This is a genomic window from Streptomyces sp. NPDC006372, from assembly GCF_040612515.1.
Taxonomy (GTDB): domain Bacteria; phylum Actinomycetota; class Actinomycetes; order Streptomycetales; family Streptomycetaceae; genus Streptomyces.
This window is the reverse complement of record NZ_JBEXQJ010000042.1, coordinates 25,534-50,417: the sequence shown is the minus strand read 5'-3', so window position 1 is coordinate 50,417 and position 24,884 is coordinate 25,534. Positions and strand designations below refer to the sequence as shown.

General features: G+C 70.9%; 25 protein-coding genes. 16 read left to right on the top strand and 9 right to left on the bottom strand.

The window, feature by feature from the left end:
• Positions 1–45 precede the first annotated feature (45 nt).
• Together ABZ016_RS37630 and ABZ016_RS37625 are read left to right on the top strand one after the other, a co-directional pair.
• The gene (locus ABZ016_RS37630) at positions 46–1,236 is read left to right on the top strand and encodes a sensor histidine kinase (protein ID WP_356921246.1); all 1,191 of its coding nucleotides are present in this window, start codon (positions 46–48) and stop codon (positions 1,234–1,236) included.
• Positions 1,237–1,304: 68 nt separating this feature from the next.
• Positions 1,305–1,976 carry a response regulator transcription factor gene (locus ABZ016_RS37625; protein WP_356921245.1) on the top strand — a complete coding sequence of 224 codons (672 nt, stop codon included), beginning with the start codon at positions 1,305–1,307 and terminating at the stop codon, positions 1,974–1,976.
• Between the two features lie 18 nt (positions 1,977–1,994).
• Here ABZ016_RS37625 and ABZ016_RS37620 read toward each other — a convergent pair whose 3' ends face one another.
• Positions 1,995–3,098, bottom strand: coding sequence for a DUF5937 family protein (locus ABZ016_RS37620; RefSeq protein ID WP_356921244.1), 1,104 nt, complete (start codon positions 3,096–3,098; stop codon positions 1,995–1,997).
• A 159-nt stretch (positions 3,099–3,257) separates the two neighbouring features.
• Here ABZ016_RS37620 and ABZ016_RS37615 point away from each other — a divergent pair, with 159 nt between their 5' ends.
• A complete protein-coding gene (locus tag ABZ016_RS37615; protein WP_356921243.1) occupies positions 3,258–3,479 on the top strand; it encodes a hypothetical protein in 222 nt (73 codons plus the stop codon).
• Here the strand turns inward: ABZ016_RS37615 and ABZ016_RS37610 are convergent.
• Positions 3,476–4,660: a beta-eliminating lyase-related protein gene (locus tag ABZ016_RS37610; RefSeq protein ID WP_356921242.1), complete on the bottom strand. Its 1,185-nt coding sequence runs from the start codon at positions 4,658–4,660 to the stop codon at positions 3,476–3,478. The genes ABZ016_RS37615 and ABZ016_RS37610 overlap by 4 nt on opposite strands.
• Before the next feature lie 181 nt (positions 4,661–4,841).
• On the opposite strand from ABZ016_RS37610, the gene ABZ016_RS37605 reads away from it, so the two are divergent.
• The 10 genes from ABZ016_RS37605 to ABZ016_RS37560 all read left to right on the top strand — a co-directional run bounded on the left by ABZ016_RS37605 (position 4,842) and on the right by ABZ016_RS37560 (position 13,425).
• Entirely contained in the window at positions 4,842–5,771 is a 930-nt protein-coding gene (locus tag ABZ016_RS37605) for a DUF2520 domain-containing protein (protein WP_356921241.1), read from the top strand.
• Positions 5,768–6,760 (top strand): pantoate--beta-alanine ligase, encoded by a 993-nt coding sequence (gene panC / locus ABZ016_RS37600; RefSeq protein WP_356921240.1) that lies wholly within the window; start codon positions 5,768–5,770, stop codon positions 6,758–6,760. Before ABZ016_RS37605 ends, panC begins: the two co-directional genes overlap by 4 nt.
• On the top strand, positions 6,757–8,466 hold the full coding sequence (locus tag ABZ016_RS37595; protein WP_356921239.1) for an L-aspartate oxidase: 1,710 nt from the start codon (positions 6,757–6,759) through the stop codon (positions 8,464–8,466). The genes panC and ABZ016_RS37595 overlap by 4 nt, the downstream gene beginning before the upstream one ends.
• A gap of 5 nt (positions 8,467–8,471) precedes the next feature.
• Positions 8,472–9,446 carry a carboxylating nicotinate-nucleotide diphosphorylase gene (nadC, locus tag ABZ016_RS37590; protein WP_356921238.1) on the top strand — a complete coding sequence of 325 codons (975 nt, stop codon included), beginning with the start codon at positions 8,472–8,474 and terminating at the stop codon, positions 9,444–9,446.
• Positions 9,447–9,463: 17 nt separating this feature from the next.
• Positions 9,464–10,261: a type III pantothenate kinase gene (locus ABZ016_RS37585; RefSeq protein WP_356921237.1), complete on the top strand. Its 798-nt coding sequence runs from the start codon at positions 9,464–9,466 to the stop codon at positions 10,259–10,261.
• A 394-nt stretch (positions 10,262–10,655) separates the two neighbouring features.
• Positions 10,656–11,393, top strand: a complete 738-nt coding sequence (locus ABZ016_RS37580; protein ID WP_356921236.1) for a hypothetical protein — start codon at positions 10,656–10,658, stop codon at positions 11,391–11,393.
• 18 nt (positions 11,394–11,411) lie between these two features.
• On the top strand, positions 11,412–11,579 hold the full coding sequence (locus ABZ016_RS37575; RefSeq protein ID WP_356921235.1) for a hypothetical protein: 168 nt from the start codon (positions 11,412–11,414) through the stop codon (positions 11,577–11,579).
• Positions 11,580–11,721: 142 nt separating this feature from the next.
• A complete protein-coding gene (locus tag ABZ016_RS37570) occupies positions 11,722–12,228 on the top strand; it encodes a BlaI/MecI/CopY family transcriptional regulator (protein ID WP_356921234.1) in 507 nt (168 codons plus the stop codon).
• A gap of 9 nt (positions 12,229–12,237) precedes the next feature.
• Positions 12,238–12,771 (top strand): amino-acid N-acetyltransferase, encoded by a 534-nt coding sequence (locus ABZ016_RS37565; RefSeq protein WP_356921233.1) that lies wholly within the window; start codon positions 12,238–12,240, stop codon positions 12,769–12,771.
• Between the two features lie 318 nt (positions 12,772–13,089).
• On the top strand, positions 13,090–13,425 hold the full coding sequence (locus tag ABZ016_RS37560) for an Lsr2 family protein (protein ID WP_053673923.1): 336 nt from the start codon (positions 13,090–13,092) through the stop codon (positions 13,423–13,425).
• A gap of 9 nt (positions 13,426–13,434) precedes the next feature.
• On the opposite strand, the gene ABZ016_RS37555 is transcribed toward ABZ016_RS37560, so the two are convergent.
• Positions 13,435–14,220, bottom strand: coding sequence for an SCO3374 family protein (locus ABZ016_RS37555; protein WP_356921232.1), 786 nt, complete (start codon positions 14,218–14,220; stop codon positions 13,435–13,437).
• A 430-nt stretch (positions 14,221–14,650) separates the two neighbouring features.
• Here ABZ016_RS37555 and ABZ016_RS37550 point away from each other — a divergent pair, with 430 nt between their 5' ends.
• Entirely contained in the window at positions 14,651–17,176 is a 2,526-nt protein-coding gene (locus ABZ016_RS37550) for an ATP-dependent Clp protease ATP-binding subunit (protein ID WP_356921231.1), read from the top strand.
• A gap of 63 nt (positions 17,177–17,239) precedes the next feature.
• Here the strand turns inward: ABZ016_RS37550 and ABZ016_RS37545 are convergent, their stop codons facing one another.
• Entirely contained in the window at positions 17,240–17,866 is a 627-nt protein-coding gene (locus ABZ016_RS37545) for an HAD family acid phosphatase (protein WP_356921230.1), read from the bottom strand.
• Between the two features lie 440 nt (positions 17,867–18,306).
• Between ABZ016_RS37545 and ABZ016_RS37540 the strand changes: the two genes are divergently transcribed.
• Positions 18,307–18,978 carry a M23 family metallopeptidase gene (locus ABZ016_RS37540; RefSeq protein ID WP_356921229.1) on the top strand — a complete coding sequence of 224 codons (672 nt, stop codon included), beginning with the start codon at positions 18,307–18,309 and terminating at the stop codon, positions 18,976–18,978.
• Positions 18,979–18,998: 20 nt separating this feature from the next.
• On the opposite strand, the gene ABZ016_RS37535 is transcribed toward ABZ016_RS37540, so the two are convergent.
• The gene (locus tag ABZ016_RS37535) at positions 18,999–19,595 is read right to left on the bottom strand and encodes a TetR/AcrR family transcriptional regulator (protein WP_356921228.1); all 597 of its coding nucleotides are present in this window, start codon (positions 19,593–19,595) and stop codon (positions 18,999–19,001) included.
• 131 nt (positions 19,596–19,726) lie between these two features.
• On the opposite strand from ABZ016_RS37535, the gene ABZ016_RS37530 reads away from it, so the two are divergent.
• A complete protein-coding gene (locus ABZ016_RS37530) occupies positions 19,727–21,316 on the top strand; it encodes an MDR family MFS transporter (protein WP_356921227.1) in 1,590 nt (529 codons plus the stop codon).
• 156 nt (positions 21,317–21,472) lie between these two features.
• Here ABZ016_RS37530 and cseC read toward each other — a convergent pair whose 3' ends face one another.
• The 4 genes from cseC to ABZ016_RS37510 form a co-directional block, all read right to left on the bottom strand.
• The gene (gene cseC, locus ABZ016_RS37525; protein ID WP_356921226.1) at positions 21,473–22,822 is read right to left on the bottom strand and encodes a two-component system sensor histidine kinase CseC; all 1,350 of its coding nucleotides are present in this window, start codon (positions 22,820–22,822) and stop codon (positions 21,473–21,475) included.
• Positions 22,823–22,830: 8 nt separating this feature from the next.
• Positions 22,831–23,532: a two-component system response regulator CseB gene (gene cseB, locus ABZ016_RS37520; RefSeq protein WP_356921225.1), complete on the bottom strand. Its 702-nt coding sequence runs from the start codon at positions 23,530–23,532 to the stop codon at positions 22,831–22,833.
• A 137-nt stretch (positions 23,533–23,669) separates the two neighbouring features.
• Positions 23,670–24,323 (bottom strand): hypothetical protein, encoded by a 654-nt coding sequence (locus ABZ016_RS37515; protein WP_356921224.1) that lies wholly within the window; start codon positions 24,321–24,323, stop codon positions 23,670–23,672.
• Complete coding sequence (locus tag ABZ016_RS37510) at positions 24,311–24,850, bottom strand: SigE family RNA polymerase sigma factor (RefSeq protein ID WP_003992025.1); 540 nt, start codon at positions 24,848–24,850, stop codon at positions 24,311–24,313. The genes ABZ016_RS37515 and ABZ016_RS37510 overlap by 13 nt, the downstream gene beginning before the upstream one ends.
• Between the last annotated feature and the right edge of the window lie 34 nt (positions 24,851–24,884).

The window sequence follows — 24,884 nt, the reverse complement described above, 5'->3', positions numbered from 1 at the left end:
TCCGGTTGACCCATGCACCTATCACGCTTCCCTACGCTGGGTTACGTGCAGCGCCTCTATGACTTCCTCCGCAGGCACCCGATGTGGGTCGACGGCTCCTGGGCCGTGGTCCTCCTCGGGATTTCCGTGGTCGGCGGAGTGGCGGGCGGATACGGCTCCCCGGCCGCCGCCGTCCCGCTCACCCTGCTGTTGTGCCTGGTGGTCGCGCTGCGCCGCCGGCTGCCGGAGAAGATGCTGCTGCTCGCGACCGCGGTCGGCCTGGCACAGCTGATCACCGACGTCGAGCTGGGCCCCGCCGACTTCGCCATGCTGGTGATCGTCTACACGGTCGCGGCGGAGGGCGCCCGCTGGGCCTCCCGCCTCGCCCTCGGCGCCGGCCTGTGCGCCGCCCCCGTGGCCCATCTGCGCTGGCCGAGCGACCAGACGAACGTCGCCGGCAACATCGCCCTGACGATCTTCATGACCGTGCCCTTCGCCCTCGCCTGGGTGCTCGGCGACTCCATCCGCACCCGCCGCGCCTACTTCGCGCAGCTGGAGGAACGGGCCACCCGCCTGGAGAAGGAGCGCGAGGCACAGTCCAAGGTCGCCGTCGCCGCCGAACGCGCCCGTATCGCCCGCGAGCTGCACGACGTCGTCGCGCACAACGTCTCGGTGATGGTGGTCCAGGCCGACGGTGCCGCCTACGTCCTCGACGCCGCGCCCGACCAGGCGAAGAAGGCCCTGGAGACCATCTCCTCCACCGGCCGCCAGGCCCTCGCCGAGATGCGCCGCCTGCTCGGCGTGCTGCGCACCGGGGAGCACCAGGAGGCCGGCGAGTACGTGCCGCAGCCCGACGTCCAGCAGATCGAAGACCTCGTGGAGCAGTGCCGCGGGCACGGACTGCCCGTCGACTTCAAGGTCGAGGGCACGCCCCGCCCGCTGCCCAGCGGCGTCGAGCTCACCGCGTACCGCATCGTGCAGGAGGCGCTCACCAACACCCGCAAGCACGGCGGTCCCAACGCGGGCGCGAGCGTACGCCTGGTGTACTTCGACGACGGTCTCGGGCTGCTCGTCGAGGACGACGGCAAGGGCGCCCCGCACGAGCTGTACGAGGAGGGCGGGTTCGACGGCCAGGGCCACGGCCTGATCGGCATGCGCGAACGGGTCGGCATGGTCGGCGGCACCCTGGACGCGGGCCCGCGCCCCGGCGGAGGATTCCGCATCAGCGCCCTGCTGCCCCTCAAGACCGCCGGATGACACCGGCGCACGCCCAGCGCTGACACCTGCCACGCTCTCACCCGCAACAGAGACTCGGAAGAGGCCCCATGACGATCCGCGTGATGCTCGTCGACGACCAGGTGCTGCTGCGCACCGGGTTCCGGATGGTGCTCGCCGCCCAGCCGGACATGGAGGTCGTGGCGGAGGCGGGCGACGGCGTCGAGGCCCTCCAGGCGCTCCGCTCGACCGAGGTCGACGTGGTGCTGATGGACGTCCGTATGCCGAAGCTCGACGGTGTGGAGACGACCCGCCGCATCTGCGCGGACACCGACCCGCCGAAGGTCCTCATCCTGACCACCTTCGACCTCGACGAGTACGCCTTCTCCGGGCTGAAGGCGGGCGCCTCCGGCTTCATGCTCAAGGACGTGCCGCCCGGGGAGCTCCTCACCGCGATCCGCTCCGTGCACAGCGGTGACGCGGTCGTCGCGCCCTCCACCACCCGACGGCTCCTGGACCGCTTCGCGCCGATGCTGCCGGGCACCGTGAAGCAGCCCCAGCACCAGGAACTGGAGCGGCTCACCGGCCGTGAGCGCGAGGTCATGGTGCTGGTGGCGCAGGGCCTGTCCAACGGCGAGATCGCCGCCCGGCTCGTGCTGTCCGAGGCCACGGTGAAGACGCACGTGGGCCGGATCCTGACCAAGCTGGGACTCAGGGACCGGGTGCAGGTCGTGGTGCTGGCCTACGAGACGGGGCTGGTGCGGGCCGGCGGGCACGGCTGACCCGTACGCCGGAACCGGCTATCTGAGGATCCCCTCCAGGAACTCGCTGCCCAGCCGCGCCACCACCGTCACCTCCAGCTGGTGCAGCACGTAGCGCCCGCGGCGGCGGGTGGTGATCAGGCCCGCCTTCTTCAGCACGGCCAGGTGCCGGGATATCTCCGGGGCCGTCATCCCGTGCACCTGCGCCAGCTCGCTGGTGGTGTAGGCGCTGCGGGCCAGGTAACGGCACAGCCGCATCCGCACGGGGTGGGACAGCGCCGTCATGCGCAGGGCCAGCTGCTCCAGGTTGGGCGGGGCGGCCAGCTCGGGGGAGCCGACCGGGTAGTGCAGCACCGGCTGCCAGCCGTGGCGGTACAGGACCATCAGATGGGGCCAGCCGAGGCTCGTCGGGACGAGCAGCAAGCCGCCGTCGCCGGTGGCCGTACCGTCGTCGCGGCCCAGTTTGTCGACCGTGATCCGGGCAGCCTCCTCGTCGAGCGTGATCGCCGGGGACACCGCGGCCAGCGCCTCGGCCATGCCCTTGTGCCGCAGGAAGTCGGTCTTGTGCCGGGCGTCCGCCGCGAGTTGGTGCTGCAGCCGGGACCAGACCTCGGCGAAGAACGCCTCGTCGCAGTCCCGGAGGAACTGCCGCAGCCAGGCCCGGATCGCCGGCGGGTCGGCCAGCAGCCGCTCGCTGAACCGCAACTGCTGCGGACCGCGCGCCGCGGCCAGGTCCAGGGTGCGGCGACGCACCTCGGGGTCGGACAGGGCGGTGGGCCCGCCCGAGCCGTACCTGACGTCGCAGGTGAACTCCAGGGCCGCGTCCACGAACTGCTCGTCCGACAGCTTGTCGAGCAGGTCCAGCTCCTCGGCGAGCGTGCCGCCCGGGAGGCTGCCCGGGATGCCGGCGAAGGGCAGGAACAGGTCCGAGAACGTCGACCGCCACAGGAAGTCGGCCTCGCACATGCGGTCGGCCAGATGCGGTTCGAGCCGGGCGGTCACGCCCGTCACCCAGCCCTGGAGACCCGGGTGGTGGGCCGGCTCGGACAGCGCGTGCAGCGCCATGCCCAGCTCGGCCAGGGGCGAGGGCACGACGGCGACCCTCTCCGGCCGCAGCCCCGTGATGTCGATGTGCACGCTCATGCCCTCATGGTGCACCCCGCCACTGACAACACGGCCGCCGATTGACGGTCGTCGTCAATCGACGCGACGAGGCCCCGGGCACGGGCGCAGGGTGGGAGCACCGGGGCAGCCGCGGAGCCTTCGGACCTCCATCACCCCGTCCCGACAAGGCGATTCACCATGAGCATCACGCAGCAGCACCTCCTCGACGCCTACCGCGCCCAGCGGCTCGGCGAGCCCGCCCCGCCCGCGCCCGGCACCCACGACTGGCAGGTCGTACGGGAGTGGCGCGACGAACGGCAGTTCCGGGCCGTCGTCGCCGAGCGCCCGGCCCGGTCACGCACACGCATCCGGCATGCCCTGTCCCGCTGGCTGCCCCCACGGCGCCGCACCAGCTCCTAGGCCGTGCCCCGACCGGGCAGCCGGTCGACGAAGTCGGCCACCGCCGTCTTCACGTCCTCGGCGGTCCACTCCAGCCCGTCGGCCCGTACATGCACCTCGGTGAAGGCCAGGCCCGGCCCGCTCGGTTCCCAGGCATGGCCGAACAGGACGTCGCCCGTCTCCTCGGCCGCCCGTACCGCCGCCTCCGCGAGGACGTCGGCCTCGTACGGCAGCCACACCTGGAAGTCGTGGGTGTGCGGCACCTCCGGGTGCACGCGCGCCCACGGCACCCCGGCCGCCGCGAACCCCTCGCGCAGAGCGGCGGCCACCACGCGCGCGTGGGCAACGTACTCCGGGAGCCGGGGCAGTTCCCGCTCCAGTCCGACCAGCGCCGACAGGGCCGTGGGGAACTGCTGGAAGACCTGCCCGCCGTACCGGTGCCGCCAGGCCTTCGCCTCCTCCACCAGCTCGGCCGGGCCCGCCACCGCCGCCCCGCCGAACGCCTCCAGGGACTTGTAGAACGACACGTAGACGCTGTCGGCCAGACCGGCGATCTCCGTCAGGGGACGGCCGAGGTGGACGGTGGACTCCCACAGCCTCGCCCCGTCGAAGTGCACCACCGCGTCCCGTTCCCGCGCGGCCGCCACGACCTCGGTGAGCTCCTCCCAGGAGGGCAGCACGCAACCGGCGTCCCGCAGCGGCAGTTCCAGCATCAGCGTCCCGAAGGGCTCCTCGAAGTCGCGCACCTCGGCGGCGGTCGGCGGCCGTGGCGCGCTCGTCACCCGCACCGTGCGCAACCCTCCGACCTCGCTCAGCGCGTTCCGCTCGTGCACCTCGGGATGGCTGAGCCCGTGCAGCGCGACCGTCCGGTCACCGGTCCGGCCCGCCCAGCAGCGCAGGGCCACCTGCTGGGCCATCGTGCCCGTCGGGAAGAACGCCGCGGACTCGGTGCCGAGCAGCCCGGCGACCTTCGCCTCCAGCGCCTCGACGACGCCGTCGCCGTACACGTCGGACAGCTCGTCCAGGTCGTACACGTCCGCCGCCCCGTCCAGCAGCGCGAGCCGCTCCCGGAGCGTCCGGTGGAAGCCGAAGCGCGCGAACACCCGTCGCGCGCCGCGGTGGGCGGCCAGCCGCCGCTCACGTATCCCGGGGCTCCGGTCGTCGGCCGCCGCCCGCCCGTCGTGTTCCGCCGTGTCAGTCATGCCCCGGATCCTCCCTCGCGCAGGTGCGGCCGGGCACCCGCATTTCCGGTTCGCCGTCCGGGAACCCCGCCCGGGAATGCACAGCCTGTGGACGACCGAACGCCCCTCGAACCGATCGCGTTAACATGACGAGAAATCGTCCGGTACCCGGAGCGGACTGGAACGGGAAGGCCGCCGTCGAGTGAACACAACCCCACAGCCAGACCCCAAGGACCGCCCCGCGCGGCTCACCGTCGGCGTCGTCGGCGCCGGACGCGTGGGACCCGCACTGGCCGCGTCCCTCCAGCTCGCCGGGCACCGCCCGGTCGCCGTCTCGGCGGTCTCGGACGCCTCCCGGCGCCGCGCCGCGCAGCTGCTGCCCGACGTGCCGGTGATGCCGCCCGCCGAGGTCCTCCAGCGGGCCGACCTGGTCCTGCTCACCGTCCCCGACGACGCCCTGCCCGACCTGGTCGCGGGCCTCGTCGACACCGGGTCCGTACGGCCGGGTCAGCTCCTCGTCCACACCTCCGGGCGGTACGGCGCGCAGGTGCTCGAACCGGCCCTGCGCGCGGGCGCCCTGCCGCTGGCCCTGCACCCCGCGATGACCTTCACGGGCACACCCGTGGACGTGCAGCGGCTGGCCGGCTGCTCCTTCGGTGTCACCGCGCCCGAGGAGCTGCGCCTCGCCGCCGAGGCCCTCGTCATCGAGATGGGCGGCGAGCCCGAGTGGATCGCCGAGGAGAACCGGCCGCTCTACCACGCGGCCCTCGCGCTCGGCGCCAACCACCTGGTCACCCTGGTCGCCCAGTCCCTGGAGCTGCTGCGCGCGGCCGGGGTCGCGGCCCCCGACCGGATGCTCGGCCCGCTGCTCGGCGCCGCCCTGGACAACGCCCTGCGCTCCGGCGACGCCGCCCTCACCGGCCCCGTCGCGCGCGGGGACGCGGGCACCGTCGCCGCCCACGTCACCGAACTGCGCCGGCACGCCCCGCAGGCCGTCGACGGCTATCTGGCGATGGCCCGCGCGACCGCCGACCGGGCCCTGGCCCACGGCCTGCTGAAGCCGGAGCTCGCCGAGGACCTCCTCGGGGTACTCGCCCACGGGACCGACGGCACCGAAGGGGATGCCCGATGACCACCGCCCTGCTGCACACCGCCGGTGAACTGCGCGCACGCACGCGTACGGGCCGCCGCGTCGTGGTGATGACCATGGGCGCCCTCCACGAGGGCCACGCCACGCTGATCCGCACCGCGCGCGCCCTCGCGGGACCCGACGGCGAGGTCGTCGTCACCGTCTTCGTCAACCCGCTCCAGTTCGGCGAGGGCGAGGACCTCGACCGCTACCCGCGCACCCTGGACGCGGACCTCAAGCTCGCCGAGGAGTCCGGCGCGGACGTCGTGTTCGCCCCCGCCGTCGACGAGGTGTACCCCGGCGGCGAGCCCCAGGTCCGCATCACCGCGGGCCCCATGGGCGAGCGCCTGGAGGGCTCTTCCCGCCCCGGCCATTTCGACGGCATGCTCACGGTCGTGGCCAAGCTGCTGCACCTCACCGGCCCCGACGCCGCCCTCTACGGCCAGAAGGACGCCCAGCAGCTCGCCCTGATCCGCCGCATGGTGCGGGATTTGAACTTCGGCGTGGAGATCGTCGGCGTGCCCACCGTCCGCGAGGAGGACGGCCTGGCCCTGTCCAGCCGCAACCGCTACCTCTCACCCGCCGAGCGGCGCACCGCCCTCGCGCTGTCCAGCGCCCTGTTCGCGGGCCAGGACCGGCACGCCGCGCAGGAGGCGCTGCGCGCCCGGGCCCGCGAGGTGCCCGCCACGCGCGCGCGTGCGGCGGCCCTCAGCGCCATAGGGGAGTCCCGCGCGGCAGCGGACGCCCATGCCGTCGCCACGGCCGTCCCGGGCGGCCCGGCCGCCGTCCGCGCGGCCACCCGCCAGGTCCTCGACGAGGCCGCCCGACTCGAACCGCCGCTCGCCCTGGACTACCTCGCCCTGGTCGACCCGTCCGACTTCACCGAGATCCCCGACGACTTCACCGGCGAGGCGGTCCTCGCCGTCGCCGCCCGGGTCGGGACGACCCGGCTGATCGACAACATCCCCCTCACCTTCGGAGCCGCCTCGTGACCAGCACAGGCATACGACTGCACGCGCCTGCCCCCGGGTGGTCCATCGCTGCGGACGTCGTCGTCGTCGGGTCCGGCGTCGCGGGCCTGACCGCAGCCCTGCGCTGCGAGGCGGCCGGCCTGCGCACCGTCGTCGTCACCAAGGCCCGCCTCGACGACGGCTCCACCCGCTGGGCCCAGGGCGGCATCGCCGCGGCCCTCGGCGAGGGCGACACCCCCGAACAGCACCTCGACGACACCCTCGTCGCCGGCGTGGGCCTGTGCGACGAGGACGCGGTCCGCCTCCTGGTCACCGAGGGCCCCGGCGCCGTACGCCGCCTCATCGAGACCGGCGCCCGCTTCGACGAGTCCGCCGACGGCAGCCTGGAACTCACCCGCGAGGGCGGCCACCACCGCCGCCGCATCACCCACGCAGGCGGCGACGCCACCGGCGCCGAGGTATCCCGCGCCCTGGTCGAGGCGGTACGCGCGCGTGGTCTGCACACCGTCGAGAACGCGCTCGTCCTGGACCTCCTCACGGACGCCGAAGGCCGCACGGCCGGCGTCACCCTGCACGTCATGGGCGAGGGCCAGCACGACGGCGTCGGGGCCGTCCACGCCCCCGCTGTGGTCCTGGCGACCGGCGGCATGGGCCAGGTCTTCTCGGCGACCACCAACCCGTCCGTCTCCACGGGCGACGGAGTGGCCCTGGCGCTCCGGGCGGGCGCCGAGGTGAGCGACCTGGAGTTCGTCCAGTTCCACCCCACCGTGCTCTTCCTCGGCCCGGACGCGGAGGGCCAGCAGCCCCTCGTCTCCGAGGCGGTCCGCGGCGAGGGCGCCCACCTGGTCGACGCCGACGGCGTGCGCTTCATGCTCGGCCGGCACGAGCTGGCCGAACTCGCGCCCCGGGACATCGTCGCCAAGGGCATCCTGCGCCGCATGCAGGAGCGGGACGCCGAACACATGTACCTCGACGCCCGGCACTTCGGCGCCGACATGTGGGAACACCGCTTCCCGACGATCCTCGCCGCCTGCCGCACCCACGGCATCGACCCGGTCATCGAGCCCATCCCGGTCGCCCCGGCCGCCCACTACGCCTCGGGCGGCGTCCGCACCGACTCCCACGGCCGGACCACCGTCCCGGGCCTGTACGCGTGCGGCGAGGTCGCCTGCACCGGCGTGCACGGCGCCAACCGCCTGGCCTCCAACTCCCTCCTCGAAGGCCTGGTCTACGCCGAGCGCATCGCGGACGACATCGCGGCGGGCGGCCTCCAAGCGCGCGTGCCGCAGCCACTCCCGCACCGGGAGACCCCCGAGCACCCCCTGCAGACCGCGGAGGCCCGCTTCACGATCCAGCGGATCATGACCAACGGGGCCGGCGTCCTGCGCTCCGCGGACTCCCTTGCCAAGGCCGCCGACCAGCTCCAGCAGCTGCACACCGACGCCCGCGACGCCCTCGCCGAGAACGGCAAGACCGCCGAGCCCGGCGTCGACACCTGGGAGGCCACCAACCTCCTGTGCGTCGCCCGCGTCCTGGTCGCAGCGGCCCGGCTGCGCGAGGAGACCCGGGGCTGCCACTGGCGCGAGGACCGCCCCGAACGCGACGACACCGCCTGGCGCCGCCACATCGTCGTACGCCTCAACCCCGACCGCTCGCTGGCCGTGCACACCACGGACACCACACACTTCCCTACGACCTTCCCGCCCCAGGCCCCCCAGGAGCAGTGACCGACGTGAGCACCCCCGACCTTCCCCTCGCCCCGTCCGGAGGCTGCGGCGACGGCTGCGCCTGCGGAGCGGACGAAGAGGCGTACCTCGAGTGCGGCCTGGACCCCGCGCTCGCCCAGCTCCTGGCCGACGCCGGCCTCGACCCCGTCGAGGTCGAGGACATCGCCAACGTGGCCCTCCAGGAGGACCTGGCCGGCGGCGTGGACGTGACCACCGTCGCGACGATCCCCGAGGACGCGGTCGCCACCGCCGACTTCACCGCCCGCGAGACCGGCGTCGTCGCCGGCCTCCGCATCGCCGAGGCCGTCATCTCGGTCGTCTGCGAGGAGGAACTCGAGATCGAGCGCCACGCGGAGGACGGCGACCGCGTCGAGGCGGGCCAAAAGCTCCTCTCGGTCACCACCCGCACCCGTGACCTCCTCACGGCCGAACGCAGCGCGCTCAACATCCTGTGCCGCCTGTCGGGCATCGCGACGGCCACGCGCGCGTGGGCGGACGTCCTGGACGGCACGAAAGCCAAGGTCCGCGACACCCGCAAGACGACCCCCGGCCTGCGCAGCCTCGAAAAGTACGCGGTCCGCTGCGGCGGCGGCGTCAACCACCGCATGTCCCTCTCGGACGCGGCCCTCGTCAAGGACAACCACGTGGTCGCCGCGGGCGGTGTCGCCCAGGCCTTCAAGGCGGTGCGCGAACGATTCCCCGACGTCCCCATCGAGGTCGAGGTCGACACCCTGCACCAGCTCCGCGAGGTCCTGGACGCCGGCGCCGACCTGATCCTCCTGGACAACTTCACGCCGGCGGAGTGCGAGGAGGCCGTCGCGATCGTCGGAGGCCGCGCCGCCCTGGAGGCCTCGGGCCGCCTCACCCTGGACAACGCCAAGGCCTACGCGGACACGGGCGTCGACTACCTGGCCGTCGGAGCCCTCACCCACTCCTCGCCGATCCTGGACATCGGCCTCGACCTCCGGTCTGCGGAGTAGGGGAGCGGGTACGGGCCATGCTGCTGACGATCGACGTAGGCAACACCCACACCGTCCTGGGCCTGTTCGACGGCGAAGAGATCGTCGAACACTGGCGCATCTCCACGGACGCCCGCCGCACCGCCGACGAACTGGCGGTCCTCCTCCAGGGCCTGATGGGCATGCACCCGCTCCTGGGCGACGAACTGGGCGACGGCATCGACGGCATCGCCATCTGCGCGACCGTCCCCTCGGTCCTGCACGAACTCCGCGAGGTGACGCGCCGCTACTACGGCGACGTCCCCGCCGTGCTGGTCGAACCGGGCGTCAAGACGGGCGTCCCGATCCTCACCGACAACCCCAAGGAGGTCGGCGCGGACCGCATCATCAACGCGGTCGCGGCCGTCGAGCTCTACGGCGGCCCGGCCGTCGTGGTCGACTTCGGCACGGCGACGACGTTCGACGCGGTCAGCGCTCGCGGCGAGTACGTCGGCGGGGTCATCGCCCCCGGCATCGAGATCTCCGTCGAGGCCCTCGGCGTCCGAGGGGCCCAGCTCCGCAAGATCGAGGTGGCCCGGCCCCGGAGCGTCATCGGCAAGAACACGGTCGAGGCGATGCAGTCGGGCATCATCTACGGTTTCGCCGGCCAGGTCGACGGGGTCGTCAACCGCATGGCCCGCGAGCTGGCGGACGATCCGGACGACGTGACGGTCATCGCGACGGGGGGTCTGGCACCGATGGTCCTGGGCGAGTCGTCGGTCATCGACGAGCACGAGCCGTGGTTGACGTTGATCGGACTGCGGCTGGTGTACGAGCGGAACGTGTCACGTATGTGAGCGGAACCCCGCGTTGTCGCCGGGGTCGGGGTGGGTGCGCAGCCCGGCGTAGCGGGGTGCCGCTGCGCCCACCCGTGCCGCCCTTAGCGGCACGATTGCCCGCAGCTAAGGCGGCTCGCAGCCGCCGTGCCACGGAAGGGGACGTGTCGGGGGGTGTCCGCCCGCAGCGGTTGGCGCGTCAACGGACGGTTAGTCGGTGTCCGAGCCCATCGCGCCGTTCCGAGGACGGACACCCCCCGGCGCGGCCCCGACCCACCACCCGGCATCACGCGCTACGCGCACCCCCACCGAAGCAGCCACAGGCCGCCGCAGGCATCCCGCCCACCCGGGTGGTCCCCCGCGCCACACCCGCCCGCTATGACGAATTTGTCTGATTAGCGCGTATCGTCGCCGCATGCCCACGCCATACGGATCCCGCGGCGGCATGGCGTTCGGCGTGGAGGAGCTGCGTGTGCTCCGCCGCGCTCTCGCCCTCGCCCTTCACCCCACCTCCGCCTCGTCCGACGACGTCCAGGACTGCCTCCGCCTCGCAGAGTCCCTCGACGAGGCGATGCGGGAGGGAGCCCGGCTGCGTGCCTTCCTCGTGGCCGACCTCGGCCGGTACCGTGCCGCCCTCCCCGGCACAGCGGCCGGCTACCTCACACTCCTGGACGAGGCACTGGGCGCCGGCTACCGCCCCCGCCCCGACGACCTCGCCGCCCTCAGCGCCCTGCGCGGCAACCCCACCGCCGCCGCCCTCCTGGACCGCTGCGGGCTGCCCGCGGAGCAGCCCACCCCCACCCCTCGCACGCCCCCCACCGTCCCGGCCTCCCGCACCCGCACCCGCACCGGCACAGGCACAGGCACAGGCACAGGCACCCGCACCCGCACCCCCCTCCGCTCCCTCCCCGGAGGCCTCGCCGACACCCCCCGCCCCCGGGCCGCCGACGAAACCCCCGAGAAGAAGCCCGCCCGAAAGCCCCCCGCCCCGAAACCCACCCCCAAGCCGTCCCCGGCCCCCGCCCCCACCCCCGCACCGGCCCCCGGCACCCCGAAGCCCTCCCGCCCCATCCCCACCCCGGGCGAGGTCTTCCCACGCCGCAAGCCCACCCCACCACCCCCGGCGAACCCCCAGCACCTCGCCGCGGGCTGACGTGGCTACCCTGGATCCATGGACTACGTCTCCGCGCTCCTGCCCCCGGCCGTCATGGCCGTCTTCTTCATCGGCGTGATCCGGGTGATCGTGAAGACACAGGGCGGCGCCAACAAGGCCAAGGAGGACGCGGCCGTGGACGCCGCCCTCGCGCGCGCGGAGACCCCCCCGAAGGCCGACGCCTGACCCACCCCCACTCCTCACCGGCGGCGTACGACCCCGCGAAGCGTGAAGCGCTTTCGAGTCGTACGCCCTTTTTGTTCCCGTTCGCCGGTGAAGCGCACGTCCGCCACGCCATTACCGAGATCTCCCACTATTGTTCTGAGCTGTGCCTCGCCCATTGGGAGAACTCGAAGACGCGGTCATGTCGCGGGTGTGGAAGTGGAACCGCCCGGTGACCGTTCGAGAAGTCCTGGAAGATCTTCAGAAGGAGCGGTCCATCGCGTACACCACCGTGATGACCGTTTTGGACAATCTCCATCAGAAGGGCTGGGTGCGCCGCGAGGCGGAAGGCCGTGCCTATCGATATGAGGCGGTCTCCACTCGCGCCGCCTACGCCGCGGCCCTGATGAACGACGCCTGGTCGCAGAGCGACAACCCCGCCGCCGCTCTCGTCGCCTTCTTCGGCATGATGAGCGAGGAACAGCGGCAGGCTCTCCGCGATGCCGTGCGCATCGTCCAGGTCCCGGAAACCCAGAAACCGACCGAACCGTCGGAATCAGCCGAACCTCCGCAGCGAGCGGAACGCACGGAACCGGCTGAACCCGCACCCGCAGAACCCCGGGAAGGCTCCCCGGAGAACCCCGCCTCCGCACAGGATCACGACGGGCGATAGCGTCCGCTCATGTCCGCGAAGAGCCCCGAAGCCCCCACAAAAGCCATCACGGTCCGGCGGGCCCGTACCAGCGATGTCCCGGCCGTGCGCGGTCTCCTTGACGCCTACGTCCGCGGTCGCATCCTGCTCGACAAAGCGACGGTGACGCTTTACGAGGACATCCAGGAGTTCTGGGTCGCGGAACGGGACGACAACGCCGAGGTCGTGGGCTGCGGCGCGCTGCACGTGATGTGGGAAGACCTCGCGGAAGTCCGCACTCTCGCGGTGAAGCCCGGTCTGAAGGGTGTGGGTGTCGGACACCAGTTGCTGGAGAAGTTGCTGCACACCGCCCGCTGGCTCGGCGTTCGACGGGTTTTCTGTCTGACCTTCGAAGTGGACTTCTTCACCAAGCACGGCTTCGTGGAGATCGGCGAGACGCCCGTCGACACGGATGTCTACGCGGAGCTGCTGCGTTCCTATGACGAGGGCGTCGCGGAGTTCCTCGGTCTCGAACGGGTGAAACCGAACACCTTGGGCAACAGCCGGATGCTTCTGCATCTGTGATCGTCGAGCCGGCCACAAGAGGGAGCACAAGGCGGGGCACAAGACAGCACAGAAGGCGGGACACAAGACCGGTCACAACACCGTCCGCCCGGTTCGTCAAGACATATTCTGTGCCGCCGCCCTGCCCGGGTGCCCTATGTCCGAAACGCGCACGTTTCCGGACGGGGGCCGGGCTGCCGGTCTCTGCCGAGGGTTTGTGTTTTTCCGGCAAAAGCGGTTTGCTTTCCGACGTACTGCAGTACTGCATATAACAGGGGACGGCGATACGGCAGACGCCGACACACCCCGGCCCTGAAGATATCGATGAAAGGAAATCCGGTGGCACAGAAGGTTCAGGTCCTTCTTGTCGACGACCTCGACGGCGGCGAGGCGGACGAGACCGTGACGTTCGCGTTGGACGGCAAGACGTACGAGATCGATCTCACCACGTCCAATGCGGACAAGCTGCGTGGGCTTCTCGAGCCTTACGTGAAGGGCGGTCGTCGTACCGGAGGCCGGGCTTCGGGCGGGCGCGGAAAGGCGCGTGCGGCTTCGAGCGGCAGCCAGGACACCGCGGCCATCCGCGCATGGGCGAAGGAGAACGGCTACGAGGTCAACGACCGCGGCCGTGTTCCCGCGACCATTCGCGAGGCCTACGAGAAGGCCAACGGCTGAACAGCGGCATCACCACCGACCCTGCGCACGCATGGCCGGCGGCTGGAGGCACGCGCGCCGCAGCCGGATCCGGTGGCATCGGGTGGCCACCGTGTCCACCAGCCGTACGAGATCAGGGGCGTCTCCACCGCCCCCCATGGCCGACAGCGTCGGCAGCGAGGCCTCGACCTCGCATCCCGGCTCGGGGGGCCGCAGCCACACAGCGGCCCCCTGGGAACCGTCTCGGCCCCGGGGAAGCGGCCGACCACCCGACGAGCCGGGACCGGGGGGCGACGCCCCGCCCGCCCGGGACGTCTCACAGGGCACCAGCCCGTCCCCCTGAGGCACACTTTCGGCCCTGAAGGGCGCTCCCCCCTCCACCCCCCGGAGCAGCGGCGCCTCCATCAGCCCGCCCTCGCCGATCGCCGTCAGGCCGAGCGGCAGCGAACCCCACTCCAGCCACTCCAGCAGCCCAGGCAGTTCCTCCGCGCTGCCCGGGGCCACCAGCAGCCGCATCCGGTCGCCCCGTAGCGCCACCGGAGAGCCCGGCCCCAGGTGCCGCAGCGCCGCGCGCCCCGCATCGGCCGGAACGTCCAGGACGTCGAAGCGCGCCCCCACCATCAGCCGCACCGGATCCCCGGGCACCGTCGGCCAGCCCAGTGCGTTCTCGTACCACCACCGGACCTCACCGCTCGCGACCGGACGACCGGAGCCGGGGCCGGCCAGGCAGACCGGGCCGGCCGGGTCGAGCGGCCGGCGGGGAGGCGGGACCACCTGGGACCCGGACGCGATCACGGAGCGAGGGGCGCCGAACATGCCAAGTGCAACCGCCTGAAGGGCATGCGGGTTACGCTGGGTGCCGCCGTAAACGCACAGAGTCGCGAAAAGGGGGCGTGTGGGGGGTGCGGGGAGGCGCAAGGTTGTTCGCCCGTAGCGGAGGGAAGAGGGCCGTTCGGCATGGACTTCCGGTCCCCACGGGTAAGACATCCCTAGTGGGAGGGGGCGCCACGCAGGAAAGGCCGTCTCACGTTCGCCATCGGCGTACTGGCGAAGGGGGTATCTGTCTGGCCTGCGGGAACATCGTCTCGCACCATCGGGTTGGAGCAGATGTCGGCGTTCGGGGTCAGGAGGCCAAGGACGGTGTCGGCAGTTGGAATGAGCGGTCCCCGCTTGCGGGACTAAGCTGCGGAAGGACAGGGAGGGGAAGTTCCCCCCACTGCCTGACCGCTCTGAGGAGCGATTAACGATGTTCGAGAGGTTCACCGACCGCGCGCGGCGGGTTGTCGTCCTGGCTCAGGAAGAAGCCCGGATGCTCAACCACAACTACATCGGCACTGAGCACATCCTCCTGGGCCTGATCCACGAGGGTGAAGGTGTCGCCGCCAAGGCCCTTGAGAGCCTCGGGATTTCGCTCGAGGCGGTCCGCCAGCAGGTGGAGGAGATCATCGGCCAGGGCCAGCAGGCCCCGTCCGGCCACATTCCCTTCACCCCCCGTGCCAAGAAGGTCCTGGAGCTGTCGCTCCGCGAGGCCCTTCAGCTGGGCCACAACTACATCGGCACGGAGCACATCCTGCTCGGCCTGATCCGTGAGGGCGAGGGCGTCGCCGCCCAGGTCCTCGTCAAGCTGGGCGCAGATCTCAACCGGGTGCGGCAGCAGGTCATCCAGCTGCTCTCCGGTTACCAGGGCAAGGAGACCGCCGCCGCCGGCGGTCCTGCCGAGGGCACGCCCTCCACGTCCCTGGTCCTCGACCAGTTCGGCCGGAACCTCACCCAGGCCGCTCGTGAGTCCAAGCTCGACCCGGTCATCGGGCGCGAGAAGGAGATCGAGCGGGTCATGCAGGTGCTGTCCCGCCGTACGAAGAACAACCCGGTCCTGATCGGTGAGCCCGGTGTCGGCAAGACCGCCGTCGTCGAGGGTCTCGCCCAGGCCATCGTCAAGGGCGAGGTGCCCGAGACCCTCAAGGACAAGCACCTCTACACCCTGGACCTCGGCGCGCTGGTCGCCGGCTCCCGCTACCGCGGTGACTTCGAGGAGCGCCTGAAGAAGGTCCTCAAGGAGATCCGCACCCGCGGCGACATCATCCTGTTCATCGACGAGCTGCACACGCTGGTCGGTGCGGGTGCCGCCGAGGGCGCCATCGACGCGGCTTCCATCCTGAAGCCGATGCTGGCCCGCGGTGAGCTGCAGACCATCGGCGCCACCACGCTGGACGAGTACCGCAAGCACCTGGAGAAGGACGCGGCCCTCGAGCGCCGCTTCCAGCCCATCCAGGTCGCCGAGCCGTCCCTGCCGCACACGATCGAGATCCTCAAGGGTCTGCGTGACCGGTACGAGGCCCACCACCGGGTCTCCATCACGGACGAGGCGCTGGTCCAGGCCGCCACCCTGGCCGACCGGTACATCTCGGACCGCTTCCTGCCGGACAAGGCGATCGACCTGATCGACGAGGCCGGTTCCCGGATGCGCATCCGCCGGATGACCGCGCCGCCGGACCTCCGCGAGTTCGACGAGAAGATCGCCGGCGTCCGCCGCGACAAGGAGTCCGCGATCGACTCGCAGGACTTCGAGAAGGCCGCCTCCCTCCGCGACAAGGAGAAGCAGCTCCTGGCCGCCAAGGCCAAGCGGGAGAAGGAGTGGAAGGCCGGCGACATGGACGTCGTCGCCGAGGTCGACGGCGAGCTGATCGCCGAGGTCCTCGCCACGGCCACCGGCATCCCGGTCTTCAAGCTGACGGAGGAGGAGTCCTCCCGTCTGCTGCGCATGGAGGACGAGCTCCACAAGCGGGTCATCGGCCAGGTCGACGCCGTCAAGGCGCTGTCGAAGGCGATCCGCCGTACGCGTGCCGGTCTGAAGGACCCGAAGCGTCCGGGTGGCTCGTTCATCTTCGCCGGTCCGTCCGGTGTCGGTAAGACCGAGCTGTCCAAGGCGCTCGCCGAGTTCCTCTTCGGTGACGAGGACGCGCTGATCTCCCTCGACATGTCGGAGTTCAGCGAGAAGCACACGGTCTCGCGTCTCTTCGGTTCGCCCCCCGGCTACGTGGGCTACGAGGAGGGCGGTCAGCTGACGGAGAAGGTGCGCCGCAAGCCGTTCTCGGTCGTCCTCTTCGACGAGGTCGAGAAGGCCCACCCGGACATCTTCAACTCGCTGCTGCAGATCCTGGAGGACGGTCGCCTGACCGACTCCCAGGGCCGGGTCGTGGACTTCAAGAACACGGTCATCATCATGACGACCAACCTCGGCACGCGGGACATCTCCAAGGGCTTCAACCTGGGCTTCGCGGCGCAGGGCGACACCAAGTCCAACTACGAGCGCATGAAGAACAAGGTCTCGGACGAGCTCAAGCAGCACTTCCGGCCCGAGTTCCTCAACCGCGTCGACGACGTGGTCGTCTTCCCGCAGCTGACCCAGGACGACATCCTGCGGATCGTCGACCTGATGATCAGCAAGGTGGACGAGCGCCTGAAGGACCGGGACATGGGCATCGAGCTCTCCCAGTCCGCCAAGGAGCTGCTGTCCAAGAAGGGCTACGACCCCGTGCTGGGCGCCCGGCCGCTGCGCCGGACCATCCAGCGGGAGATCGAGGACTCGCTGTCGGAGAAGATCCTCTTCGGCGAGCTGCGTCCCGGTCACATCGTGGTCGTGGACACCGAGGGTGAGGGCGAGTCCAAGACCTTCACCTTCCGCGGCGAGGAGAAGGCGGCCCTGCCGGACGTCCCGCCGATCGAGCAGGCGGCCGGAGGCACGGGTCCGAACCTGAGCAAGGACGCGTAAGCGTCACGGTCGAGTGAAAGGGGCCGGTGCTGGAAAGCACCGGCCCCTTATCCATGCCCTGCGTCAGGAAAGCTGCCCGTCGTAGTCCGGCAGCTTGAACGTCCTCTCGGCGTGGCCGCCCGAGAGGTCGGTGGCGCTGTTGCCGATGTTCGCGATGATCGTGTAGCCCTTCTTCTCGACGTCGACGCGCTGGGCCGTCTTGTACTCGGCGACGTTCTTGAAGAGGTCGATGAAGTTCCGGACGTAGAGGCCGGACACCCGGTAGCCCGTCTGCTTGAGGTTGTACTCGGTGAACGAGTAGATGATGTCCGGGCGGGCCGTCACGAAGAACAGGGCCACGCCGCGGTCCTGGGCGTATCTGGCGGCCTCCAGGACCGGCTTGTTGGCGGGCTGCGGGTAGCTGAAGCCGAAGTCGCTCTCCAGCGTGGTGTTGTCGATGTCGAAGACGATCGCCTGTTTCTCGCCCGGCTTCGTGGCCGCGATTCGCTGCTTCAGATAGGGCAGTGCCTGGTCCATCACCGCCCGGCAGTCCTTCTGCCAGGTGTCGTAGTCGACATCCGCGGCGGCGGCGGTGGCGGCCGGGGCGGGGGAGGTACTGGTCGTGGCGTCGGCCGGCGCGGCCAGTGCCACGAGGGCGGCCGCCGAGACGGCGGTCACGGAGACGCGGCGCAACCAGGGGAGGGTCTGCATGGCGTGGGGGTCCTCTCACGTCCTTGACGCTGCCAACATGTCGTGTGCATGTTCGTGCGCGAGGGTGGCGCGAGGGGAACCGTAGGGTTACCGGACGGTAGGCGCCTAGAGGCGTGCGCCACATTTACGGAATGGCCGAAGAGAGCCCCCGGTGACATGCCGCACAGGCGATATGTCCGTTACTACGCGGAATAGTGGTAAACGGACCGGCAGAAAAGGGATTTTTACCCCGTCTGGGTGGGTGAAGTGTGCGCTCGCGACCTGATCTGTCCCGAATGACTGCTGTGTCAAGAGACGTAGAACACTGAACCAAATTACTAACTTCCGTCGTAGATCACGCTTTTGGGTGTTTGTCGGACTTCGGGTTACCAAGGGATGGCCATTCGGCGAGCGACTGCGCGTCGGGTGGTTTTCTCCGTCCCCTTCCACGCGAGGTTCCGATGTCCCAGCGCGTCACGTCCCGTTCTTCCCGTACGTCCCAGTTCCGCACCCGTGCGACCGTGCTGGCCGCCGGCCTGGGGGTCTCGGTCGCATTGGGAGCCGGGGTCGCGTCCGCCGCCGACACCACGGCCGCGTCCGGCACCGCGAGCGCCGTCCAGGCGCAGGCGGCCGTCCAGGCCAAGGCCGCGAAGGCTGAGAAGGCCGCCGCCGCCAAGAAGGCCGCGGCGAAGAAGGCCGCCAAGAAGGCCGCGCCGTCCTGGATCGACCCGGTGAAGAAGTACAAGCTCTCCGCGAGCTTCGCCCAGGCCGGCGGCATGTGGAGCCACAAGCACAGCGGTCAGGACTTCGCCGTGCCGAGCGGCACCAAGGTCCTCGCCGCCCACGGCGGCACCGTCGTCAAGGCCGGTGGCAACGGCGCCGGTGACGGTCCCGCGTACGGCAATGCCATCGTGATCAAGCACGGCAACGGCACGTACTCGCAGTACGCCCACCTGTCGAAGATCGAGGTGCGGATCGGCCAGGTCGTCAAGACCGGCCAGGAGATAGCCCGCTCCGGCAACACCGGTAACTCGAGCGGTCCCCACCTGCACTTCGAGATCCGTACGACCCCGAACTACGGCTCGGCGGTCGACCCGGTGAAGTTCCTGCGCGCCAAGGGCGTGAAGGTCTGACGGTCGGGGAAGCCCAGGCCCTAGGAGCCCCCGGCTCCCCGGTGGGCCTGGGTCACCAGGTCCGTGGCGACCTCGAGGACGGCCTTGTTCCGTTCCTCGGGGTCGCCTCCCAGGTCCTGGAGCAGGAACATCCCGGCGTGCAGCGTGAACAGGGCGCTGGCGCAGCGGACCTGGTCGACCAGATCGGCGTGCGGGTCGACGATGATGTCGCGCAGGCTGTGGATACGGGCCTTGAAGTCGTCGCCGATCCGCAGTTCCCGGACCGTCGCCTGGTTCTCGTGCATGAAACGGAACAGCGGCGCGGCCTCGGCCAGCGTCCCCGCGTAACGCCGGACGATCTCCTGCTTGGTGCCGAGCGTGTGCGGCTGCCGCCGGCCCCACTCGATCAGTTCCTCGATCGGCTTCGTGAGGTCCTCGAAGATGCTGACGAGGATCTCTTCCTTCGTCTTGAAGTGGTAGTAGAGCGCCGCCTTGGTGACCTCCAGGCGCTCGGCGATCTCGCGCAGTGAGGTCTTCTCGTAGCCCTGCTCCGCGAAGAGTTCGAGGGCCACGTCCTGGATGCGCTGACGAGTGTTCCCGCGCCGCCGCTGCCTGGTGCCGTCCATGGTGCCGCCCATCCTCCTACGCCCCCCGCTTTCCATAAAACTTACTTGACGCCCGGCTAGTTAGGCGACTAGCTTCCGAGTGTAGTCACTAGCCGGTCGGCAAGTAAGTAGCGAAGTAGCGGTAGCTGGGGGAGTGGGACGAGATGGCGGATACGACGAAGACACCGGCGGACGACGCCGGCACCGGGGGCAAACAGCCGAGGAGCGTACGGGTCGTACTGCTCGCGCTGATGATCGCGATGATGCTCGCGATGCTCGACAACATGATCATCGGTACCGCGATGCCGACGATCGTCGGTGAGCTGGGCGGGCTCGAACGCCTCTCGTGGGTGGTCACCGCCTACACGCTCGCGACCGCCGCCTCCACCCCGCTGTGGGGCAAGCTCGGCGACATGTACGGCCGCAAGGCCACGTTCATGTCCTCCATCGTCATCTTCCTGATCGGCTCGGCCCTCAGCGGCATGGCCCAGAACATGAACGAGCTGATCGGCTTCCGTGCCGTCCAGGGCCTCGGTGCCGGCGGTCTCATGGTCGGCGTCATGGCGATCATCGGTGACCTGATCCCGCCCCGGGAGCGCGGCAAGTACCAGGGCATGATGGCCGCCGTCATGGCGCTGGCGATGATCGGCGGTCCGCTGGTCGGCGGCACCATCACCGACCACTGGGGCTGGCGCTGGGCGTTCTACATCAACCTGCCGCTCGGCGTGGTCGCGCTGGCCGCCATCAGCGTGGTGCTGCACCTGCCGAAGAAGCGGTCCAAGGCGCGCATCGACTATCTGGGCGCCGCGCTGCTGACCGTCGGCATCACCGCGATCGTGCTCGTCACCACCTGGGGCGGCACCGAGTACGCCTGGGGCTCCGCGCGGATCATGGAGCTGATCGGCATCGGCGTCGCCGCGCTCGTCGGCTTTGTCTTCTGGCAGACCAAGGCGGCCGAGCCGGTGGTGCCGCTGCACATCTTCCGCAGTCGCAACTTCACGCTGATGTCGGTCATCGGCTTCATCACCGGCTTCGTGATGTTCGGCGCCACGCTGTTCCTGCCGCTGTACCAGCAGTCCGTGCAGGGTGCCTCCGCGACCAACTCCGGGCTGCTGCTCCTGCCGATGCTCGGCGCGATGCTGGTGACCTCGATGGTCGCCGGCCGGGTCACCACGAACACCGGCAAGTACAAGGTGTTCCCGGTCCTCGGCAGCGTCCTGATGATCGTCGGCCTGTACCTGCTGTCCACGATGGACACGGAGACCTCGCGGTTCACGTCCGGTGTCTACATGGCCGTCGTCGGGTTCGGCATGGGCTGCCTGATGCAGATCACCATGCTGGTCGCGCAGAACAGCGTCGAGATGAAGGACATGGGCGTCGCGTCCTCCTCCACCACGCTCTTCCGCACCCTCGGCTCCTCCTTCGGCGTCGCGATCATGGGCGCGCTGTTCAACAACCGCGTCCAGGACGTCATGGCCGAGCGGGCGGGTGCCCTGGGTTCCAAGGTGACGGGGCAGTCGGCGCAGCTCGACTGGAAGAGCCTCCAGAAGCTTCCAGTACCGATCCGGGAGGCCTACCAGCACGCGGTCTCCGCCGGCACCCACTCGGCGTTCCTGCTCGGGGCCGTGGTGGCGGTGGTGGCGCTGGTGGCCGCCGTGTTCGTGAAGGAGGTGCCGCTCAAGGGAGCGGGGCCGAAGAAGGACGGCGAGCAGGACGCCCAGGCGGCGCAGCCGCCCGTGGTCGAGGCCGTCTGACCTCACCGCACGAGGCCCCCGGGAGTGTCCGCCCGGGGGCTTCGTCATGCCCGGCCGCTCAGAGGACAGGGGGCTGCTGCAACTCCTTCAGGATCAGGAGCCCCAGGAGCCCCAGAAGCAGCCCCGCGAAGGCACCCCCGCCGAAACAGCGGAGCCCTACGACCCCGGCAGCATCGGATAGCTCCCCGTGTTCGTCGGCGCGTGCTCCGGCAGCCACAGCACGGCGACCGCGCCCTCGGCGGGCAGTTCCTCCGGTGTCCCGGGCGTGCGGACGTTGCGGAACGTCAGCCGGGCGCCCAGCACCCGGGCCTGCCCGGCCGCGATGGTCAGGCCCAGCCCGTGCCCGTGCCCGGCGCGGTCCTTGCTGCCGGTGCGGAAACGGCTCGGCCCCTCGGCGAGCAGGTCCTCGGGGAAGCCCGGGCCGTGGTCGCGGACCCGGATGACCCGGCCCTCGACGGTGACCTCGATGGGCGGCTTGGCGTGCCGGGCCGCGTTGGCCAGCAGGTTGAACAGCACCCGCTCCAGGCGCCGCGGGTCGGTGGTGACCTCCGACTCGTGCACGATCCGCATCACGATGGCCGGGTCCTTGGCCGCCACCCGCCGGGCGACGAACTCGCCCAGCATGATGTCCTGCAGCTCCGCCCGCTCCGAGGCCCCGTCGAGCCGGGCCACCTCCAGCACGTCCTCGACGAGCGTGCGCATGGCCTTCGCCCGGTCGAGGACCAGCTCGGTCGGGCGCCCGGGCGGCAGCAGTTCGGCGGCGGTCAGCAACCCGGTCACCGGTGTGCGCAGCTCGTGCGCGATGTCGGCGGTGACCCGCCGCTCGGCCTCGATGCGCTGCCGCAGCGCGTCCGCCATGGCGTCCACCGCGCTGGCCAGGTCGTCGGTCTCGTCGCGTACGACCCCGCCCATGGCGTCCCGGACCCGGACGTCCGTCTCGCCGCCCGCGAGCTGGCCGGCCGCCACGGAGGCCTTGCGCAGCCGCCGCGAGAGATGCCCGCCGATGAGCACCCCGAGCGCGCTGCCGCCCAGGACGACCGCGATGGACCCGATGAGCAGGGCCTGGTCGAGATCCTGGAGGATGTCCGAGCTGCGGTCGGTGAACCCGGAGTGCAGGGACATCACATGCCCGTTCTTCAGCGGCACGGCAGCCCATATGTCCGGCGCGCCACCCGGCCGGTCCGCCACGTAGGTGGCCCGCTGGCCCACCTCGACCCGGTCCCGCAGCGCCTCCGGCAGATCAGGGTCGTCGATCTTGGTGTTGGGGAAGTTCATCCGCCCGGACAGCTCGAAGTTGCGCTGGGCGATCATGATCCGCTCGTCGGCGAGGTCGCGGGCGTTGTCCAGCATCGACACCCGGGCGGCGTTGTGCACGACCAGGCTCAGCGCGACCGCCACCAGCGCTCCGACCAGCGCGATGGCCGCGCTCAGCTTCCATCTCAGGCCCGTGCGGATGCCCGCGCGTTCCAGGCCGGCGGCGACCAGGCGCCGGAAGTGCCCCCTCATACCCCTGCTCAGGCCTTCAACTTGTAGCCGAAACCACGGACCGTCTCGATACGGTCCTGGCCGATCTTCTGCCGCAGCCGCTGCACGTGCACGTCGACGACGCGGGTGTCCCCGCCCCAGCCGTAGTCCCACACCCGCTCCAGCAGCTTGTCGCGGGAGAGCACCGTGCCCGGTGCGGAGGAGAACTCCAGCAGCAGCCGCATCTCGGTCGGTGTCAGCGCCACCGGCCGCCCGGCCCTGCGGACCTCCATGCCCTCGGTGTCGACCTCGAGTTCCCCGAAGGTCAGCACGCCGCCGTCCGCCGGGGAGGCCGGCTCCTCGGTCCGGCCGCCGCCCGCGTGCCCGAAGCGCCGCAGTACCGCGCGGATCCGGGCGACCAGGACGGCGCCGTCGAACGGCTTCGTCACATAGTCGTCGGCACCCGCCTCCAGGCCCAGGACGACGTCGATGGAGTCGGCCCGCGCCGACAGCATGATGACCGGCACGGTCGACTCGTCCCGGATCCGGCGGCACAGGCTGACCCCGTCGAGTCCGGGCACCATGACGTCCAGCAGCGCGATGTCGGGGCGGTCGGCCCGGAACGCCTCCAGGCCCGACAGACCGTCGGGCATGGCGGTGACCACGAAGCCGTCCCGTTCCAGGGCGAGCTGCGTGGCCTCACGGATGACGTCGTCGTCCTCGACGAACAGGACGTGGGTCTGGTCTGCCATCCCGGTGCTCTCAGTCCTCGTGTGGTTCGTAGGGGTGTGTGCTTCGCGTTCTTCCTCGGGGACGCACGATCCGTGCGACACGTTCACCGGGACATCGGACCGACGGCCCCGATCGGTTCACCGGCCCCGCGTCCTCGTCAGCTCGCGGGCACCGGCGACGCGCTGTCGCCGACGACCTTCCCGTAGTCGTTGTGCGTGCGGTACTTCTCAGCGAAGCGGCCGGAGGTCCATCTGTACGTGATCACGTTCTCCCCGGAGGGGCTCGACACCGGGTCGCCCTTGTCGTACACCTGCTTGGTCACCACCAGGTCGCCGCGGTCGATCTCCGCGTAGACCGGGGGCTCCTCGGCCTTGAACACATTCTTGTACGAGCCGTCCTGCTCGCGGTACACGTAACTGCCGACACCCACCGCGTCACCGCAGGTCAGCACATTGACGACGACGTCGTCGGACGATCCGCCGGTCAGTTTGCCGTAGGACACGTCGACGGGGTACTCGTCGGCGACGCACGGCTTCAGCTCGCGCTTCACCTCGGGCGCGACCTCCGGGTCGTCCTTGACGAGCCGGACCGCGTTCACCGTGTCGGGCGTCTTCGACGGCGACGCGGACGGGGTGGCGGCGGCGCCCGCGACCGAGTCGGCGTGTGCCGGGCCCTCGTCACGGGCGCCGGTGCCGCCGGTACCGCACGCGGTCACCAAAAGGGCGAGGGCGGTGAGCACGGCCAGGGCCGTACTCACCGCCTGGATGCCGCCCGGGGGCCAAGCAGACCCCTCACCGGTCAGGCCGCGCACCGCTCCCGCTCCTCACGCTCCAGCGCGCGTGCGTCCAGATCGCGGGACTCCAGCTCCTCGCGGAGCCGGGCGAGCGCCCGGTGCAGCGTGCTCTTGACCGTTCCGGCCGACATGCCGAGGGCGGCGGCCGTCTCCTCCGTGGACATCTGCTCCCAGTGTCGCAGCACCACGACACTGCGCTGCTTCGGGGCGAGAACCTTCAGGATGTCCATCAGCAGGGCGCGGTCGGCGTGCTGTTCGGTGGAGTCGTCGACCGAGGCGTCCGGGAGCTGCTCGGTCGGGACCTCCTCCAGCTTGCGGGCCCGCCACCACTCCGTCCGCGTGTTGATCATCACCCGGCGCAGGTAGGCGTCCGCCAGCCGCTTGTCCTCGATGGTCTCCCAGCGGCCGTATGTCCGCACCAGCGCGGTCTGCAGCAGGTCCTGCGCGTCCGTCGGGTCCGGGACCAGGCGGCGGGCACTGCGCAGCAGCGCGTCCTGCCGGGTGCGGACGTACTCCTCGAACTCGAGCACCTCGCCCTGCGCCATGGTGAACCGCCTCCCGTTTCCCCGTTCGGGCCGG

What these genes read in the sequence shown, in the direction of transcription:
- ABZ016_RS37625 (WP_356921245.1), top strand. Translation starts at nt 1,305, where the DNA reads ATGACGATCCGCGTGATGCTCGTCGACGACCAGGTGCTGCTGCGCACC.
- ABZ016_RS37620 (WP_356921244.1), bottom strand. Translation starts at nt 3,098, where the DNA reads ATGAGCGTGCACATCGACATCACGGGGCTGCGGCCGGAGAGGGTCGCC.
- ABZ016_RS37615 (WP_356921243.1), top strand. Translation starts at nt 3,258, where the DNA reads ATGAGCATCACGCAGCAGCACCTCCTCGACGCCTACCGCGCCCAGCGG.
- ABZ016_RS37610 (WP_356921242.1), bottom strand. Translation starts at nt 4,660, where the DNA reads ATGACTGACACGGCGGAACACGACGGGCGGGCGGCGGCCGACGACCGG.
- panC (WP_356921240.1), top strand. Translation starts at nt 5,768, where the DNA reads ATGACCACCGCCCTGCTGCACACCGCCGGTGAACTGCGCGCACGCACG.
- ABZ016_RS37585 (WP_356921237.1), top strand. Translation starts at nt 9,464, where the DNA reads ATGCTGCTGACGATCGACGTAGGCAACACCCACACCGTCCTGGGCCTG.
- ABZ016_RS37580 (WP_356921236.1), top strand. Translation starts at nt 10,656, where the DNA reads ATGCCCACGCCATACGGATCCCGCGGCGGCATGGCGTTCGGCGTGGAG.
- ABZ016_RS37575 (WP_356921235.1), top strand. Translation starts at nt 11,412, where the DNA reads ATGGACTACGTCTCCGCGCTCCTGCCCCCGGCCGTCATGGCCGTCTTC.
- ABZ016_RS37565 (WP_356921233.1), top strand. Translation starts at nt 12,238, where the DNA reads ATGTCCGCGAAGAGCCCCGAAGCCCCCACAAAAGCCATCACGGTCCGG.
- ABZ016_RS37555 (WP_356921232.1), bottom strand. Translation starts at nt 14,220, where the DNA reads ATGTTCGGCGCCCCTCGCTCCGTGATCGCGTCCGGGTCCCAGGTGGTC.
- ABZ016_RS37550 (WP_356921231.1), top strand. Translation starts at nt 14,651, where the DNA reads ATGTTCGAGAGGTTCACCGACCGCGCGCGGCGGGTTGTCGTCCTGGCT.
- ABZ016_RS37545 (WP_356921230.1), bottom strand. Translation starts at nt 17,866, where the DNA reads ATGCAGACCCTCCCCTGGTTGCGCCGCGTCTCCGTGACCGCCGTCTCG.
- ABZ016_RS37540 (WP_356921229.1), top strand. Translation starts at nt 18,307, where the DNA reads ATGTCCCAGCGCGTCACGTCCCGTTCTTCCCGTACGTCCCAGTTCCGC.
- ABZ016_RS37535 (WP_356921228.1), bottom strand. Translation starts at nt 19,595, where the DNA reads ATGGGCGGCACCATGGACGGCACCAGGCAGCGGCGGCGCGGGAACACT.
- ABZ016_RS37530 (WP_356921227.1), top strand. Translation starts at nt 19,727, where the DNA reads ATGGCGGATACGACGAAGACACCGGCGGACGACGCCGGCACCGGGGGC.
- cseC (WP_356921226.1), bottom strand. Translation starts at nt 22,822, where the DNA reads ATGAGGGGGCACTTCCGGCGCCTGGTCGCCGCCGGCCTGGAACGCGCG.
- cseB (WP_356921225.1), bottom strand. Translation starts at nt 23,532, where the DNA reads ATGGCAGACCAGACCCACGTCCTGTTCGTCGAGGACGACGACGTCATC.
- ABZ016_RS37510 (WP_003992025.1), bottom strand. Translation starts at nt 24,850, where the DNA reads ATGGCGCAGGGCGAGGTGCTCGAGTTCGAGGAGTACGTCCGCACCCGG.